A 13,759-nucleotide genomic window follows, 5' to 3' on the forward strand; every position below is an offset into this window, starting at 1 on the left:
AGCGCATGACTGGTGTGACACAAGCTCTCCGCCGACAGCCCCGTCCGACACATGCCCTGCGGCAGGGAGCCGGTGCCCTCGGCCGGGCCGCCCGTGCCGCCTGCCGCGGGCCGGGGCGCGAGCGCGACCTGCTCGTGCAGTCGCTCAAGGCCTCGGCCGCAGCGATCCTCGCCTGGCTCGTGGCGGGCGTGTGGATGGGCGATCCGATGGCCCTGATGGCGCCCTGGGTGGCGGTCGTGCTGGTGCAGGCCACCGTGTACGGCTCGCTGGTGCAGGCCGCGCGGCAACTGGCGGCGATCTGCTGCGGCGCCGTCTTCGCGTCGGTGGCACTGGCCGTCACCGGGAGCACGCTGGGCGCGGTGGCCCTGTCCGTGCCGCTGCTGGTGCTCCTGGCGAACTGGCCGCGCTTCGGCGACCAGGGGATCTACGGCGCCACCACCGCGCTGTTCACCCTCTCCACCAGCACGGTCGGGGCGTCCGCGGTCGGCCACCGGGTGGGACAGGCCGCGCTCGGCGCGGTCATCGGGATCGCCGTCAACGCGTTCGTCTTCCCACCGGTCCATCTGCGGGACGTTCGGGAGAACCTCGCGGGGCTGGCCCGGGAGGCGGGCGACACCCTGCACACCGTGGCCGGTGACCTCCGGGACGGCGAATGGGACACCCAGGGCTGGTCGCACGCCTCGTCCCGGCTGGAGCGTCGGCTGGCGGCGCTGCGGTCCGCCCGCGCCTGGAGCCGGGAGAGCCTGCGGCTGACCGCCACCCCGCTGCGTGCCGTCCGGCGGCCTCCCGCGTCGCTCCCGCCGGAGGAGGACGACGAGCGCTGGAGCCGTGTCACCGGGCACATCCGCGCGCTCACCCGGACGCTGGCCGTGGCCGCCGACGACGACCGCGCCCCCGTGCCGCCCGACGGGCCGGTACTGGCCTCGTACGCCGACCTCCTCCAGCTCATCGGCGACGCCTGCCGCGCCGAGGGGGACCGGCTGCTCGCGGCCGGCGGTGAGGCCCGGCCGGACGACCACGCGGAGGCGGCGATGCGGGAACTGCGCGGTCAGCTCCAGGACGGCCTGCGGGAGCACGCCGGACAGAACGCCGAGGGCACGACCGTGCTGGGGACCCTGCTGCTGCAGGCAGAGAACCTGTGGAGCGAGACCGTTCCGACCGGTCGGCCCGGGTGACGCAGCTCACCCGGGAACGCCCCGAGCGGCGGAACACCGGAGGGTCGTTGCCCGTTGAACAGACCGTGGGTACGGATGGGACAGTGTCCCCGGGCCTCACCTTTTGCCCACAGGGACGATCGTTCGGCTGAAGCCCTGTGGAGCCTTTCGCCGAGAGGCGACCGCCATCCGTACCCGCCACTCGACCGCCCCGACCGTGATTCCCCCGTCCGGTCGGGGCTTCCTTCTGTCCGGGCCCGGTGGGCCGGGCGGGCCGCGCTTGACTTCGAGAGCACTCCAATTCGTAGCGTTCCCGTCATGAGCACTGCACAGCACAAGATCGGTTCGGGGTTCGGCGCCCACAGCACGGCCGACGACGTCCTCGCGGGCGTCGACCTGTCCGGCAAGCTCGCCATCGTCACCGGCGGCTACTCGGGGCTCGGTCTGGAGACCACCCGGTCCCTCGCCAAGGCCGGCGCCCGGGTCGTCGTTCCGGCCCGGCGTCCCGACACCGCCGGGAAGGCCCTCGCCGGCCTCGACGGTGTCGAACTGGACGAGCTCGACCTCGGTGACCTGGACAGCGTGCGCGCCTTCGCCGAGCGGTTCCTGGAGACGGGCCGCACGGTCGACTTCGTCATCGACAGCGCCGGGATCATGGCCTGCCCGGAGACCCGCGTCGGACCGGGCTGGGAGGCGCAGTTCGCGACCAACCACCTCGGGCACTTCGCACTGGTCAACCGACTGTGGCCGGCCATCGAGCCCGGCGGCGCCCGGGTGGTCTCGGTGTCCTCGCGCGCCCACCACTTCTCCGGCATGCGCTGGGACGACGTCCACTGGCGCACGGGCTACGACAAGTGGCAGGCGTACGGCCAGGCCAAGACGGCGAACGTCCTGTTCGCCGTCCACCTCGACAAGCTCGGCGCCGACCGCGGGGTACGGGCCTTCTCGCTCCACCCGGGCGGCATCCTCACCCCGTTGCAGCGCCACCTCCCCAAGGCGGAGATGGTGGAGCGCGGCTGGATCGACGAACAGGGCAACGTGCTCAACCCGTCGGGCTTCAAGAGCCCGGAGCAGGGCGCGGCCACGCAGGTGTGGGCGGCGACCTCCTCCCAGCTGGAGGGAATGGGCGGCGTCTACCTGGAGGACTGCGACATCGCCGAGCCCGCGGTCGACGGCGACCAGAGCAGCGGTGTCAGGGCGTGGGCGACCGACCCGGACCAGGCGGAGCGGCTGTGGACGCTCTCGGCGAAACTGACGGGCGTGAACGCGTTCGCGTGACGCCGGGACCCTTCGGACAGGTCGGCACCGAGAGCTCAGGACCCGCTCAGCGCGGACCGGTCGGCGCCGAGGTTTTCGGACCCGCTCGGCACGGCTGCCGGATCCGGCGCGGCGAGACCCGGCCTGTTCCGGGCACGGCCGACACCGAGGGCCGTGAGTCCGGTGCGGCACGCCCCTGAACACCCCGGGTCGGCACGAGGCGCTATGGCGCGGTGAGTTCCTTCACGCCGTACAGCGCGGCGGGTGCCCCCGTCTCCAGGGCCCAGTAGCGGTCGCCGTAGGACCAGTGCCACCACTCGGTCGGGTAGTTGACCAGGCCCGCCGCGGTCAGGGCCCCGCTCAGCAGGGCGCGGTTGGCCCTGGCCTGCTCGGTGATGTTGGCGGCCGCCGTGTAGCAGGCGCCGTCGCTCTCCTCGGGGTCGGCGTTCATCGCGGTGCCCAGGTCGAGTTCGCGGCCGTCGGCGTCGGCGAGGGTGAGGTCGACGGCCGCGCCGGCACTGTGCGGGGCTATTCCGGGCGGGGAGACGTAGCGGCTGGCCGCGGTGTGGATCCGGTCCGCCGACCAGTCGGGGTGGGCGACGCGCAGGGCGCCCGCGTACTTCTCGAAGTAGTGCCGCTGGAGCGCGGGCGGCCGGTACCCCTCCACGAAGAGCAGGCGCAGACCGTCGGGGAGGAGGGCCTGCGCCCGGAGCAGGCGGTCGAGGACACCCTGGCGCAGATGGACCTCGGCGCCGCGGGAGTCCTCGTGCTTGCGGTCGTCGACGAGGAGGTGGTCGCGGACGTCCACGAGGGGCTCGCCGTTCTCCCGCACGGGGACGGCGGCGACACGGGCGTCGGACATCAGGATGATCTCGCTCATGGGCTGATCATCCCGTGGCCGCGCACCGGACCGGGCACCGCGGGCATCCGCGCGGGCCGGGTACTCGGGCGGCTCCCCGCCCCAGCGGCCCGAAGGAGCCGAAGGTGAGCACTTCAACCGGCAGCAGGATCGTGGTCACGGGCGCCACCGGCAACGTGGGAACCAGCGTGGTGCGCCTTCTCTCGGAGGATCCGGAGGTCGGCTCCGTACGGGGCCTGGCCCGGCGCCTGCCGGACTGGTCGCCCGCGAAGACGGAGTGGTCCGCGGTCGACCTGTCAGCGGAACGGACGGACCTGGCCGAGGAGTTCGCGGGCGCCGACGCGGTGGTCCATCTCGCGTGGGCGTTCCAGCCGACGCACGACCCGGCGGTGACCTGGCGCACCAACGTCCTCGGTTCCATCCGGGTGTTCGAGGCGGTGGCGGCCGCCAAGGTACCGACGCTGGTCCATGCCTCGTCCGTGGGCGCCTACTCCCCCGGCCCCAAGGAGCACGCGGTCGACGAGTCGTGGCCGACGCACGGCTGGCCGGATGCCGCGTACTGCCGGGAGAAGGCGTACCTGGAGCGTGCCCTGGACACCTTCGAGCGCGACCACCCCGCCGTCCGGGTCGTACGGATGCGTCCGGCGTTCCTCTTCAAGCGGGAGTCGGCGAGCGAGCAGCGCCGCATCTTCGGCGGCCGGTTCCTGCCGGGTCAGCTCGCCCGGCCCGACCTGCTGCCCTTCCTGCCCGACATTCCCGGCCTGCGGGTGCAGGCACTGCACACCGACGACGCCGCCCGGGCCTATCGGCTCGCGGTCCACTCGGACGTGCGGGGCGCCTTCAACCTGGCGGGCGAGCCGCCGGTCGACGCCGAGCTGCTGGGTGAGCTGCTCGGCGCCCGTCCGGTACGGCTGCCGCGCACCGCGGCCCGCTCGGCGATCGCCGCGGCGTGGGGGCTGCATCTGCTGCCCGCGTCCCCGCACCTGTTCGACGCGGTCCTGCGGCTGCCCCTGATGGACTGCACACGTGCGCGTACGGAACTCGGCTGGCGTCCGGAGCACACCGCGACCGAGGTCCTGGAGGAGTTCCTGCACGGGATGCAGCAGGGCGCGGGGGCGCGCACGGAGCCGATGAAGGGCCGCAAGGTGGGCTGACCCGGCGGACCGCGTGGATCAGCCGGAGGACTCCTCGGCTCCCGGGTGCTCGGGGTGCACGGTGTCCGACCGCGGCGCCCCCTGCCGGCCGGTCCCCGCCTCGTCGGTGTCGGGGACGTCCTCGGGCTCGTCGGTGCCGGGCTCCCCGTCCGGGACGGTGGCGACCTCCCAGGGGTCCTCGCCCTCGCCCGCCTGCTGGTCCGGCAGATCACGCGGGACGGGGTCGCCGTTCTCGCCCGGTCCTTCGTTGCGGTGGTCCACGGTGTTCTCCCTTCGTGTGGACGGCGGGAGCGCGAGTACCTCCGCGCAGGTCGGCGAAACGTCAGTGCGGGGCGCGCTCCTCCAGGGCGGTCCGCCAGGCCGGTGCCGGCCCCTCGGGCGCGGGTTCGGGGCGCCGGCCGCCGCGGGCGAAGAAGTCGGCGAGCGGGAGGATGGCCGCGCCGACGGTGACCGCGTCGGGGCCGAGGCGGCCGAGGTCGACGGTGACCTTCCCGGCCGGGTACCGCAGCGCGTACGCCGTCGCGTGGCGCCGTACGGAGGGCAGGAACCGTTCGCCGAGCTGGAGCCCGGCCCAGCCGCCGACGATGATCCGCTCGGGCTGGAAGAGGTTGATCAGGTCGGACAGTCCGGCGCCCAGGTACTCGGCGGTCTCCTCCAGGACGGCGAGCGCCACGGGGTCGGCCGGGGTGCCGTCGGCCGGGTGGGCGGCGGCGAGCATCGCGGTCAGCGCGGTCTCCTCGTCGGCGCCCTCGGGCGGGTGGCCGCCCTCCTCCCGCCAGCGCTCCAGCAGCGACTCGGCGCCCGCGTAGGCCTCCAGGCAGCCGAGGGCACCGCAGCGGCAGCGGCGCCCCCTGACCCGTACGGTCAGATGCCCCCATTCGACCGCGCGGCCGTGCTCCACCTCGGGCGTCACCAGACAGGCGCCGACGCCGGAGCCGAAGAGGACCACGACGGCGCTGCGGGCACCGCGCCCGCCGCCGAACCACATCTCGGCCTGGCCGAGGGTCTTGGCGCCGTTGTCGATGAAGTACCGGACGCTGCCGGGCAGCGGGGAGCCGGTGCGCAGCAGTGCCTCCAGCGGGACGGCGTCCCAGCCGATGGTCTGTCCGTGCACGACGGCCCCCCTCTCGGGGGTGTGCGCGACGATGCCGGGCACGCCGATGCCGACGCCGAGCAGCGCCTCGGGCTCGATCGCGGCACCGGTGAGTACTTCGGCGATGCCGTCGCGGATGTGCCCGACGATGGCCTCGACGTCGTAGCCGTGCTGGGTCAACGGGCGTTCGGCGCGGGCCAGTTCGGTGAGGGTCAGGTCGAACAGCTCGACGCGCACCCGGGTCTCGCCGACGTCGACGCCGATCATGTGGCCGCTGCCGGGCGCCACCCGCAGCAGGGTGCGGGGGCGTCCGCCGTCGGAGTCGACGCTTCCGGCCTCCTCCAGCAGGCCGTCGGCCACGAGGTCGGCGACGACGTTGCTGACCGAACCGGAGCTGAGCCCGGTGACGGGGCCGAGCTCGAAGCGGCTGAGGGGTCCGTCGAAGTAGAGGCGCTGCAACACGGCCGTGCGGTTGGCGCGTCTGAGGTCGCGTACGGTGCGTCCGTTCAAGGGTGTTCAGGCTCCCGTGACCCTGGCGAGGGCGTCGATCTCGTCGAGGGCGGCGACCAGTTCGGGGGCCACCGCCGACTGGACCCAGCGTTCCTTCTCGTCGTCGACCGCGCGGGGGACGGTCTCGGTGAGCATGATCAGGTAGAGGTAGGCACGGTACAGGGCCAGCCGCACCCGGGCCGGTACGTCGAACTCGGCCCGGCCGCCCGCCTCCCGGTAGCCGGCGAGGAACGCCTCGTCCTTCTTGATGTCCCCGAGCAGCGCGAGCGAGACGAAGTCGGCGAGGGGGTCGCCCCAGAACATCCGCTCCCCGTCGATGAGCCCCCCGATGCGCGGCTCCCCGTCGGCCGGGCGGTGCAGCAGGATGTTCCCGTCCCACAGGTCGAAGTGGACCAGGGCGGGGACCGTGACCTCGTCGAGCGCGGGGCAACCGGCCCGGAGCGTGCCCTGGACCTGCTCGACGGAGCGGGGCAGCCGCGCCCCGTAGTCCCGGGCGTCGTCGAGGACGGCCTCGGTCATGGCGGTGAACGCGGTCCGCCAGTCGGGGGCGAGCGGGCCGAGTGCGCGGGAGGGGTAGCCGAAGCCGGGCCCGGTCACCGTGTGCAGCCGGGCCACCTGACGGCCCAGCTCCCTGCGCAGCGGGGTTCGTTCGGCTTCGGTGACCGACCCGTCCCAGGGTTCTCCGGGACAGGCCGTCATCAGCAGATGCGGTACGTCGGCGCCGGCGTGGAAGGCCACCACGTGCGGTGCCGGGACCTCGGCCACGGCGGCCGCGCGGTAGAACTCCGCCTCGGAGACGAGGAGTTCGCGCTCGTAGCGCAGGCCGGGAACGGTGGACGCGGGCGGGACCTTGAGGACGTACCGGGTGCCGTCGGTGAGGAGGAGCTCCTCGACGGTGTTGTACGTGCCGCCGCTCAGGGACCGGACGCGGGCCAGCCGGCCGGGGTCGAGGCCCGCGCCGTCCAGCACCTGCCGAGCCCACTCCCAGGAGTCCACCAGCGTCCCGCCCCTTCTCCCACCCCGTGGCGTACACGTCCTGTCGGGCGTGTGTTCCCGGAACAGGGTACGGAACGAGTCCGGCACGCCGGGTGCCATTCGTGATCCGTCCCCGCACGCGTAGTGGTCGCGCGGGCCTACGGGCTCGGGGTGCCGGCCACTGGGGTCCGACCCCCGGCGGCCTCCCCCGCGTAGCCCGTCCCCGCGGAAGCCGTCCCCGCGGAGGCCGTCCCTGCGGAGGCCGTCCCCGCCGGCCCCCCGAAGCGGGCCAGCGTGTGCCACACCATCTTCAGGTGCTGGAGTTCGTGGCGGCCGGTGCGGGCGGCGTCGCCGATGATCCGCGGGTCGACCAGTCCGTCCTCGGCGATGCTCGCGCCCAGCTCGGCGTACTCCTCGCCCCGGTAGTGGGCGTGACGGCGCAGTGCGGCGACGGTGATCCGGTAGCCGGGGTGCCACTCGACGGGGACGGGCAGCAGGCGGGCCGCCGCCTCGACGGGGGTGTTCCGGTAGCTCGGGTCGAGGACGAGCGCCTCCACGTCGCGGGCCAGGTCGACGCCCCCGTGCACCTGGGCCTCGATGTAGTCGTCGAGGGCGTCCCGCTCGTCCGCCTCCGCGAGGGCGATCAGCGACATGCCGGCGGCGACGCCGAAGTGGACCGGCTCGGCGGCGCTGTCGGGGTAGCAGAAGGTGGCGCGGGCGAGCGGCTCGGCGGTCAGCCGCAAGTACGAGGAGCCGAACCGCGGGGCGGCGCCGACCACTTGGCGACGGAAGTTCAGCGCGCCGTACACCGGCCGCTCGTGCGCGTCCGCGTCGTCGTAGGCACCGCCGAAGATCCGGCTCTCCCAGCGCCACCGGTCACCGCCGGGGTGGGCGGTCAGGCCGCCGTTGCTCGTGCCGGTGACGAACTGCGAGTGGTAGACGCCGTCCTGGGCCAGCGCCTGGAGGAGGGGCAGGCCGCGCGCGAGGCGGTCCGGGTGGAAGTTGAGCGTGACGCGCACGTCCGGGGCGACGGCCGGCCCCTCGGACACGGCCGCCACATGATCCAGCGCCGCTCGCGCCCGCACCGATCCGATCGAGTTCACCGTCGCCTCCTCACCCTCCACCACTCACCGGATGATCACCTGCCGAGGAAGCCGCGCGCACCTCAATTGCCGACGTCCGGACCGACGGTGAGCACGATCTTGCCGCGGTTGTCACGCCGCTCCAGCCGCTCGTGGGCGGCCCGCGCCTCTTCCAGGGGTACGACGGTCTCGATCGGCACACGGTAGCCGCCGGCGGCGACACGCTCGGCCAGTTCTCGCAGGTCGGGGCGCGGGTCGTAGCCGTGGAGCTGGAGGTTGGTGAGCTGGAAGCCGAGGATGGAGGCGTTCTTGGGATAGAAGTCGCGGGTGTCGACGGTGCTCGGTTCCAGCGCGACGTTGGCCAGGGCCACGACCCGGCCGCCGTGACCCACTTCACGCAGGCTGCGCCCGAAGGCCCGGCCGCCGACGGTGTCCAGGACGATGTCGGCGCCGCGTCCGCCGGTGAGCCGCAGCACCTCCTCGACCTCGGCGTCGTCGGGGTGGGCGGAGGTGTCGAGGGTGACGTCGGCGCCGAACTCCCCCGCCCAGGCGGCCTTCTCGGCCGACCCGGCCAGCGCGATGACCCGCGCTCCGGCCTCGGCGGCGATCTGCACGGCCGCCGTGCCCACCCCGCTCGCCGCCGCCTTCACCACCACGGTGTCGTCCTTGGTGACCCGGGCGAGGTGGCGCACGCAGTACCAGGCGCTGAGCCAGGCGATCGGCAGGGCGGCCGCCCGGGTCGGGTCCAGGCCGTCGGGGAGCACGACCAGGTGGGTGGCGGGCACCGTGGCCAACTCGGCGTAGAAACCGGAGGACTTGCCGCCGTCGATGGCCATGACCCGCTGCCCCGGCGCGACGCCCGTCACCCCCTCCCCCACCTCGACGACGACGCCGGCCGCCTCGGCACCCGGGACGAGCGGCGGCTGTCCGGCGCGGTGGTACAGGCCGGCGCGGAGCAGGGCGTCCGCCCGGTTCACCCCGGCCGCGACGATCCGCACCAGCACCTCTCCGGGCCCCGGCACCGGGTCGGGCACGTCGCCCGGCACCAGTACCTCCGGTCCGCCGAACCTGTCGATCCGCACCGCGCGCATACCGCACCTGCTCCCTGCCCGGACACCCGAGCCACTGACACCAGTTGAAGTGGTGTCACCATCCGACACCTGCTCAACCGGTGTCAAGAGGTGTACGGCGGCACGTCGACACCACATGAACCGGTGTACTCTCGACGGCATGACCGGCAGCCCCGCCCCCGCCGACCCGGCCCTCGCGTTCCCGTTCATCGGCGGTCGCCCCTGCCTGGACTTCGCCGCCACCCTCGGCAAACGGCACGCCGTCCCGCTGGAGCGGCTCCCCGACACCGCCGCGCTCGCGCGTTGGTTCACGGAGGCCGGGCTGACCACCGGCGCGGATCCGGTGCGGGTCACCGCACGGGATCTGACGCAGGCCCGTCTCCTGCGTGAATCCCTGTACTGCCTGGTCCGCGCCGCGATGGCCGGGCGGGACCCGGACCCGTCCGACGTGGAGCGGGTCAACGCGGCCGCCGCCCAGCCGGACCTCGCGCCCCAGCTCGGCCCGGCCCGCTGGACGGCGCGCAGTCCGGCCCGCGCGGCCCTGGCGACGGTGGCGCGGGACGCCGTACTCCTGGTGCGGGGGCCGCTCCTGGAGCGGGTCAAGGAGTGCGAGAACCCGGACTGTTCCCTGCTGTTCCTGGACGACTCGCAGGCCCGCCGCCGCCGCTGGTGCTCGATGGACCGCTGCGGCAACCTCGCGAAGATCGCCGGTTACCGGTCCCGCAGCCGGGCCGCCACCACCCGGTGAAGGTGGATCAGGACGTCATGGGTGCGGGCCAGGGCGACGTCGTGCGGGCCCTCGGGGTAGGCGGTGCCGATCCGGTAGGTCGGGCGGGCCTCGTGCAGCCATGCGCGGGCCGGTGAGCCGACGGTCCGCAGGTCGAGGGCGTAGTCGCGGTACCGCACCCGGTCCAGGGTCCGCTCGTTGCTGCCCGGGGCGGCCGGGCCCACCGTCCAGCGCCGCACGGCGGTCTCGTCCTGGCCGGTGGCGTTGAAGGAGCCCCGGTCGAAGGTGAGGCCGATGTTCACGTACGCCGGGCCCAGGCTGTCCCGCAGGAACGCGCCCTGCATCTGCGGGTAGGCGGCGTCGTAGCTCTCGTAGCCGACATGGGCGTCGTGCGCGGACAGCAGGATCTTGGTGCCGGTGTGGCGCTGCCACCAGACGACGTTGGCGGCCATCGCCTCGTCGCGGTAGCGCATGGCCGCGGCGATCTGTCCGGGCTCCTCGAAGTCGAAGGCGTACTGGCGGGCGGTCCGGTCGATCGCCGTCGCGTCCTGGACGGTCCGGTCGTCGGCCCCGGCCCGCCGCACCAGCTCCAGCGCCGCACCGCTGCGTGCGGCCATCTCCCTGCGTTCGGCGTACGGCCTGCCGAGGTAGTGCTCGATGTACGTCCCCGTGGGCAGGGTGGGCCGCAGCCCGCGGTACAGCCCGGCCAGGCGCCGGCCGGCGGCGGGGTCGGCGGCGGCCACCCGGGCCACGACCGCGTCGTACGTCTCCGGCCCGGTCCAGGCGGTGTCGTCGCCGACGAAGCGGACGGGGTCGCCCGGGTGGCGGACGTTGTACGCCCGCATCCACTCGACCAGCCGCAGATAGTCGCTGTTGTTCCACCACAGGTAGTCCCGCTGGAACTCCTCGCGCATGATGCGCCGCGGGTTCCCCCTGCCGTGCACGACGTAGTCGTCGAGCCGCAGACCGGTGCTCCAGGGGGCCTCCAGGGCGAAGGTGCGAAAGCCCTTCTCCTCGACGAGGTGGCGGAAGAGGCGGTCCTTGAGGGCGAAGAAGTCGTGGGAGCCGTGCGTGGCCTCGCCGACGCCGACGACCTCGGCACCGGCGATCATCCGGCCGAGGGGGCGCAGATCCCGGGTGTCGCCGCCGGGTTCGACGGTCCGCAGGGGGTGGGCGGCCCGGTCGAGGGCCCCGACGACGGAGGGTGCCGGTGCCCGGGTCGTGGCGGCGGCCGGCGCGGTCGTGCCGAGAGTGATGAGCAGGGTCAGGATGGTCGAGGTCCGTTTCCAGTTCATCGCTCCACGCTTTCGCCCCGGACCGGTCGCGGGCCATCCGGCGGCCCACCGTCGACGACGGGGGTTTTCCCCAGGGGTCGTCCGAGGTGGCGCCGGGTGTCCGCCGTCACTGCCCCGGGTCCTTGCCGTGGACCTGCCGCGCACCACAATGGGGCACGTTGCGGACGGTCACCGTCCGCAAGGAGTGCACCGGCCGCTTACGTGGAAGAGGAACACACTGAGGATGCGAGATGTACGTGAGTGGACGGCGTCCCTGGCGCACTTTGTGAAAGGGCGCCGGGACCCCGTGGTCGTGCAGACGCTGCGGTCGGCGGCCGCGGCGACGATCGCGTACGTCATCGCCCTGCGGCTCAGCCCCGAGGCGGCCCCGCTCACCGCGCCCCTGACCGCGCTCCTCGTCGTCCAGGTCACCCTCTACTCCACGCTCACCACCGGCATCCGCCGGGTGAACTCGGTGGTGACCGGTGTCCTGGTGGCCATCGCGTTCAGTCTGCTGGTGGGTCTGACCTGGTGGAGTCTGGGCCTGCTGATCGTGGCGTCGCTCGTGGTCGGACGGCTGGTGCGGGTCGAGGAGTTCGTGCCCGAGGTGGCGATCAGCGCGATGCTGGTGCTCGGGGTGACGACGGTCGGGGACACCGCCTGGGCCCGCGTGGTGGAGACGCTGATCGGCGCGGTCGTCGGCCTCGCCTGCAATCTGCTGCTCGCTCCCCCGGTATGGGTGGACGAGGCGGGCGAGTCGATCGAGGGGCTGGCCCGCCGGGTCCGGAAGCTGATGCTGCGGATGGGCGAGGAGGCCGCGGGCCGTACGCCCGTGGAGCTGGCGACGGCCCGGCTGTACGAGGCGCGGGAGCTGGACCACGACATCGTCGAGGTCGACGCGGCCCTCAAGCAGGCCGAGGACTCCCTCAAGCTGAACCCCAGGGTGAAGGAGGGCCTGCTGCACCGGGTGGTGCTGCGCACCGGCCTGGACACCCTGGAGATCTGCACGGTCGTGCTGCGGGTCCTCGCGCGCACCCTCACCGACCTCGCGAAGGAACGCGACCCCTTCGCCGACGAGCCGTTCGCGAGCGAGGAGGAACAGGCTCCCGAGCCGCTGTTCGGGCCGGAGACCGGTCGGGCCGTGGAGCAGTTGCTGTCCGAGATCGGCGATGCCGTGGTCAGCTTCGCCGTCCTGGTCACCACCCATGTCAGTGTGAGCGCCGAGTCCGCGGAGGCCCGGCTCACCGCCGAACTGCGCCAGGCCACGTCGACCCGCGACAAGCTGGCCCAACTGCTGCTGGAGGAGATCCAGCGGGACTCCCGCCAGTGGCAACTGCACGGGGCGGTGCTCACCGAGGTCAACCGCATCCTCGACGAACTGGACACCGAGCACCGCTCCCGCCGTCTGCTGGAGGAGCTGGACCGTGCGTCCCGCGAACAGCGGGAGCGGATGCCGCACCTGACCCGCATGCAGGAACGCTGGCGCAGGAACCGCGCGGCCCTCTCCCGTCGTTCCAGCTGACACAGGCACGATGGGACCAGTACAGGGGGCGGACGGATGACCGGCACGAGCGTGCGGATCGACGGGAACACACTGCGGCTGCCGGGCGGTGCGGCGGTGCGGTTCATCCGCACCCTGCGGCTTCCCGAGACGGGCACGCACCCGCTGCCGCCGGGGCTCGGCGAGTTCCCGGTGCGCCGCGTCTGCGACTACCCGGACACCGTGCCCGCGCAGTGGCGGGCCCGGGGCGGGGTGATGCTGCCGGTGTATCTGCGGGAGGCGATGTGGCTCAGCTTCGGGGGCACCGTCGAACCGGCCGCCCTCCAGGTCGGGGTGGGCAAGGTGTGCGCGGTCTCCGGGAAGCCTTGGAGCGACCGGCTCGCCCGTGACCCGCAGAACTACGTGGTCCTGCCCCGTCAGCCGTGGCTGGACGGCATCAACTCCGGCAAGGGGACGGTCCGCCAGTTCGTCGCGGTGCCGCTCGGACTGGGCGCCACCGTCGAGGGACAGGTCACGGGCGAAGAGGTGTGGGGCGGCGTACAGCTCCAGGCCTTTCCGCTGGTCGAGGAGCGGCTGACCGAGTGGCGGGAGGCGCAGCGGCGGCTGCGCTCGACGAGCGGGCCCGCCATGGCCTACGGCGCGGCCGTACCCATGGCGATGGCCGCCCCGCCCGCCCCGGCGGGGGCACCCCGCAGCGCCCCCGCGATGGGACTCGGCGTCGGCGGTTCCATGCGCCAGGAGGTCTACCAGGACGAGCGGCCGCTGTCGGACTGGAAGGACACACCGGCCGGGCGGGTCTTCGTGCACCTGGTGACACCGCCCGAGTGGCGCCGCATCACCGGCGAGGCTCCCCCACCGTCGCCCGTGGACCGCGCGGCCTACACCCGGGCGGGGCTGCCGTGGTTCGACTACTACGACCAGGACGCGGAGGATCTCGCCCCGACGGGCACCCTGGAGGGCGTGAAGCCGGTGGGCGACTGGCTCGGGGACGACCACGAGCCCTGGCAGCAGCCCACGCCACAGCAGGTCGAGCCGCTGGGGGACGCGCCGGGCAAGCCGGTCGAGGACGGCGACTGGTAGCGGGCGGCGAGGGCTCGGGTTGC

The 13,759-nt window shown here is 73.6% G+C and carries 13 protein-coding genes; 6 read left to right on the plus strand and 7 right to left on the minus strand.

All coding sequences use genetic code 11. The features are described from left to right. Positions 1-5: 5 nt before the first annotated feature. Both ABZ098_RS40600 and ABZ098_RS40605 read left to right on the plus strand, forming a co-directional pair. Positions 6-1,175: an aromatic acid exporter family protein gene (locus tag ABZ098_RS40600; RefSeq protein WP_356599292.1), complete on the plus strand. Its 1,170-nt coding sequence runs from the start codon at positions 6-8 to the stop codon at positions 1,173-1,175. 297 nt (positions 1,176-1,472) lie between these two features. After that, the gene (locus tag ABZ098_RS40605) at positions 1,473-2,432 is read left to right on the plus strand and encodes an SDR family NAD(P)-dependent oxidoreductase (RefSeq protein ID WP_356599294.1); all 960 of its coding nucleotides are present in this window, start codon (positions 1,473-1,475) and stop codon (positions 2,430-2,432) included. A gap of 202 nt (positions 2,433-2,634) precedes the next feature. Here the strand turns inward: ABZ098_RS40605 and ABZ098_RS40610 are convergent, their stop codons facing one another. Further along, entirely contained in the window at positions 2,635-3,291 is a 657-nt protein-coding gene (locus tag ABZ098_RS40610) for a M15 family metallopeptidase (RefSeq protein WP_356599296.1), read from the minus strand. A gap of 104 nt (positions 3,292-3,395) precedes the next feature. Between ABZ098_RS40610 and ABZ098_RS40615 the strand changes: the two genes are divergently transcribed. Continuing rightward, complete coding sequence (locus ABZ098_RS40615) at positions 3,396-4,424, plus strand: SDR family oxidoreductase (RefSeq protein WP_356599298.1); 1,029 nt, start codon at positions 3,396-3,398, stop codon at positions 4,422-4,424. An 18-nt stretch (positions 4,425-4,442) separates the two neighbouring features. Here the strand turns inward: ABZ098_RS40615 and ABZ098_RS40620 are convergent, their stop codons facing one another. The 5 genes from ABZ098_RS40620 to ABZ098_RS40640 form a co-directional block, all read right to left on the minus strand. Continuing rightward, on the minus strand, positions 4,443-4,685 hold the full coding sequence (locus ABZ098_RS40620; RefSeq protein ID WP_356599300.1) for a hypothetical protein: 243 nt from the start codon (positions 4,683-4,685) through the stop codon (positions 4,443-4,445). 61 nt (positions 4,686-4,746) lie between these two features. Then, positions 4,747-6,027 (minus strand): ROK family protein, encoded by a 1,281-nt coding sequence (locus ABZ098_RS40625; RefSeq protein ID WP_356599302.1) that lies wholly within the window; start codon positions 6,025-6,027, stop codon positions 4,747-4,749. Positions 6,028-6,033: 6 nt separating this feature from the next. Beyond that, positions 6,034-7,026, minus strand: a complete 993-nt coding sequence (locus tag ABZ098_RS40630; protein ID WP_356599421.1) for an aminoglycoside phosphotransferase family protein — start codon at positions 7,024-7,026, stop codon at positions 6,034-6,036. Between the two features lie 134 nt (positions 7,027-7,160). Further along, positions 7,161-8,060 (minus strand): DUF3626 domain-containing protein, encoded by a 900-nt coding sequence (locus ABZ098_RS40635; protein WP_356599423.1) that lies wholly within the window; start codon positions 8,058-8,060, stop codon positions 7,161-7,163. Positions 8,061-8,167: 107 nt separating this feature from the next. After that, positions 8,168-9,175, minus strand: coding sequence for a zinc-binding dehydrogenase (locus tag ABZ098_RS40640; protein ID WP_356599304.1), 1,008 nt, complete (start codon positions 9,173-9,175; stop codon positions 8,168-8,170). 139 nt (positions 9,176-9,314) lie between these two features. Between ABZ098_RS40640 and ABZ098_RS40645 the strand changes: the two genes are divergently transcribed. Continuing rightward, positions 9,315-9,902 carry an ABATE domain-containing protein gene (locus ABZ098_RS40645; protein WP_356599306.1) on the plus strand — a complete coding sequence of 196 codons (588 nt, stop codon included), beginning with the start codon at positions 9,315-9,317 and terminating at the stop codon, positions 9,900-9,902. Here ABZ098_RS40645 and ABZ098_RS40650 read toward each other — a convergent pair. Further along, positions 9,866-11,176, minus strand: coding sequence for an erythromycin esterase family protein (locus ABZ098_RS40650; RefSeq protein ID WP_356599308.1), 1,311 nt, complete (start codon positions 11,174-11,176; stop codon positions 9,866-9,868). The genes ABZ098_RS40645 and ABZ098_RS40650 overlap by 37 nt on opposite strands. A gap of 223 nt (positions 11,177-11,399) precedes the next feature. Between ABZ098_RS40650 and ABZ098_RS40655 the strand changes: the two genes are divergently transcribed. Together ABZ098_RS40655 and ABZ098_RS40660 are read left to right on the plus strand one after the other, a co-directional pair. Then, positions 11,400-12,677, plus strand: coding sequence for an aromatic acid exporter family protein (locus tag ABZ098_RS40655; RefSeq protein ID WP_356599310.1), 1,278 nt, complete (start codon positions 11,400-11,402; stop codon positions 12,675-12,677). 36 nt (positions 12,678-12,713) lie between these two features. Continuing rightward, the gene (locus tag ABZ098_RS40660; protein ID WP_356599312.1) at positions 12,714-13,736 is read left to right on the plus strand and encodes a hypothetical protein; all 1,023 of its coding nucleotides are present in this window, start codon (positions 12,714-12,716) and stop codon (positions 13,734-13,736) included. Positions 13,737-13,759 lie beyond the last annotated feature (23 nt).

The sequence above is a fragment of the Streptomyces sp. NPDC006335 genome (assembly GCF_040612795.1).
Lineage (GTDB): Bacteria > Actinomycetota > Actinomycetes > Streptomycetales > Streptomycetaceae > Streptomyces.

Bases quoted from the DNA above. Each gene is read 5' to 3' on its own strand.
- ABZ098_RS40600 (WP_356599292.1), top strand. From the start codon at position 6: ATGACTGGTGTGACACAAGCTCTCCGCCGACAGCCCCGTCCGACACAT.
- ABZ098_RS40605 (WP_356599294.1), top strand. From the start codon at position 1,473: ATGAGCACTGCACAGCACAAGATCGGTTCGGGGTTCGGCGCCCACAGC.
- ABZ098_RS40610 (WP_356599296.1), bottom strand. From the start codon at position 3,291: ATGAGCGAGATCATCCTGATGTCCGACGCCCGTGTCGCCGCCGTCCCC.
- ABZ098_RS40640 (WP_356599304.1), bottom strand. From the start codon at position 9,175: ATGCGCGCGGTGCGGATCGACAGGTTCGGCGGACCGGAGGTACTGGTG.
- ABZ098_RS40645 (WP_356599306.1), top strand. From the start codon at position 9,315: ATGACCGGCAGCCCCGCCCCCGCCGACCCGGCCCTCGCGTTCCCGTTC.
- ABZ098_RS40650 (WP_356599308.1), bottom strand. From the start codon at position 11,176: ATGAACTGGAAACGGACCTCGACCATCCTGACCCTGCTCATCACTCTC.
- ABZ098_RS40655 (WP_356599310.1), top strand. From the start codon at position 11,400: ATGCGAGATGTACGTGAGTGGACGGCGTCCCTGGCGCACTTTGTGAAA.
- ABZ098_RS40660 (WP_356599312.1), top strand. From the start codon at position 12,714: ATGACCGGCACGAGCGTGCGGATCGACGGGAACACACTGCGGCTGCCG.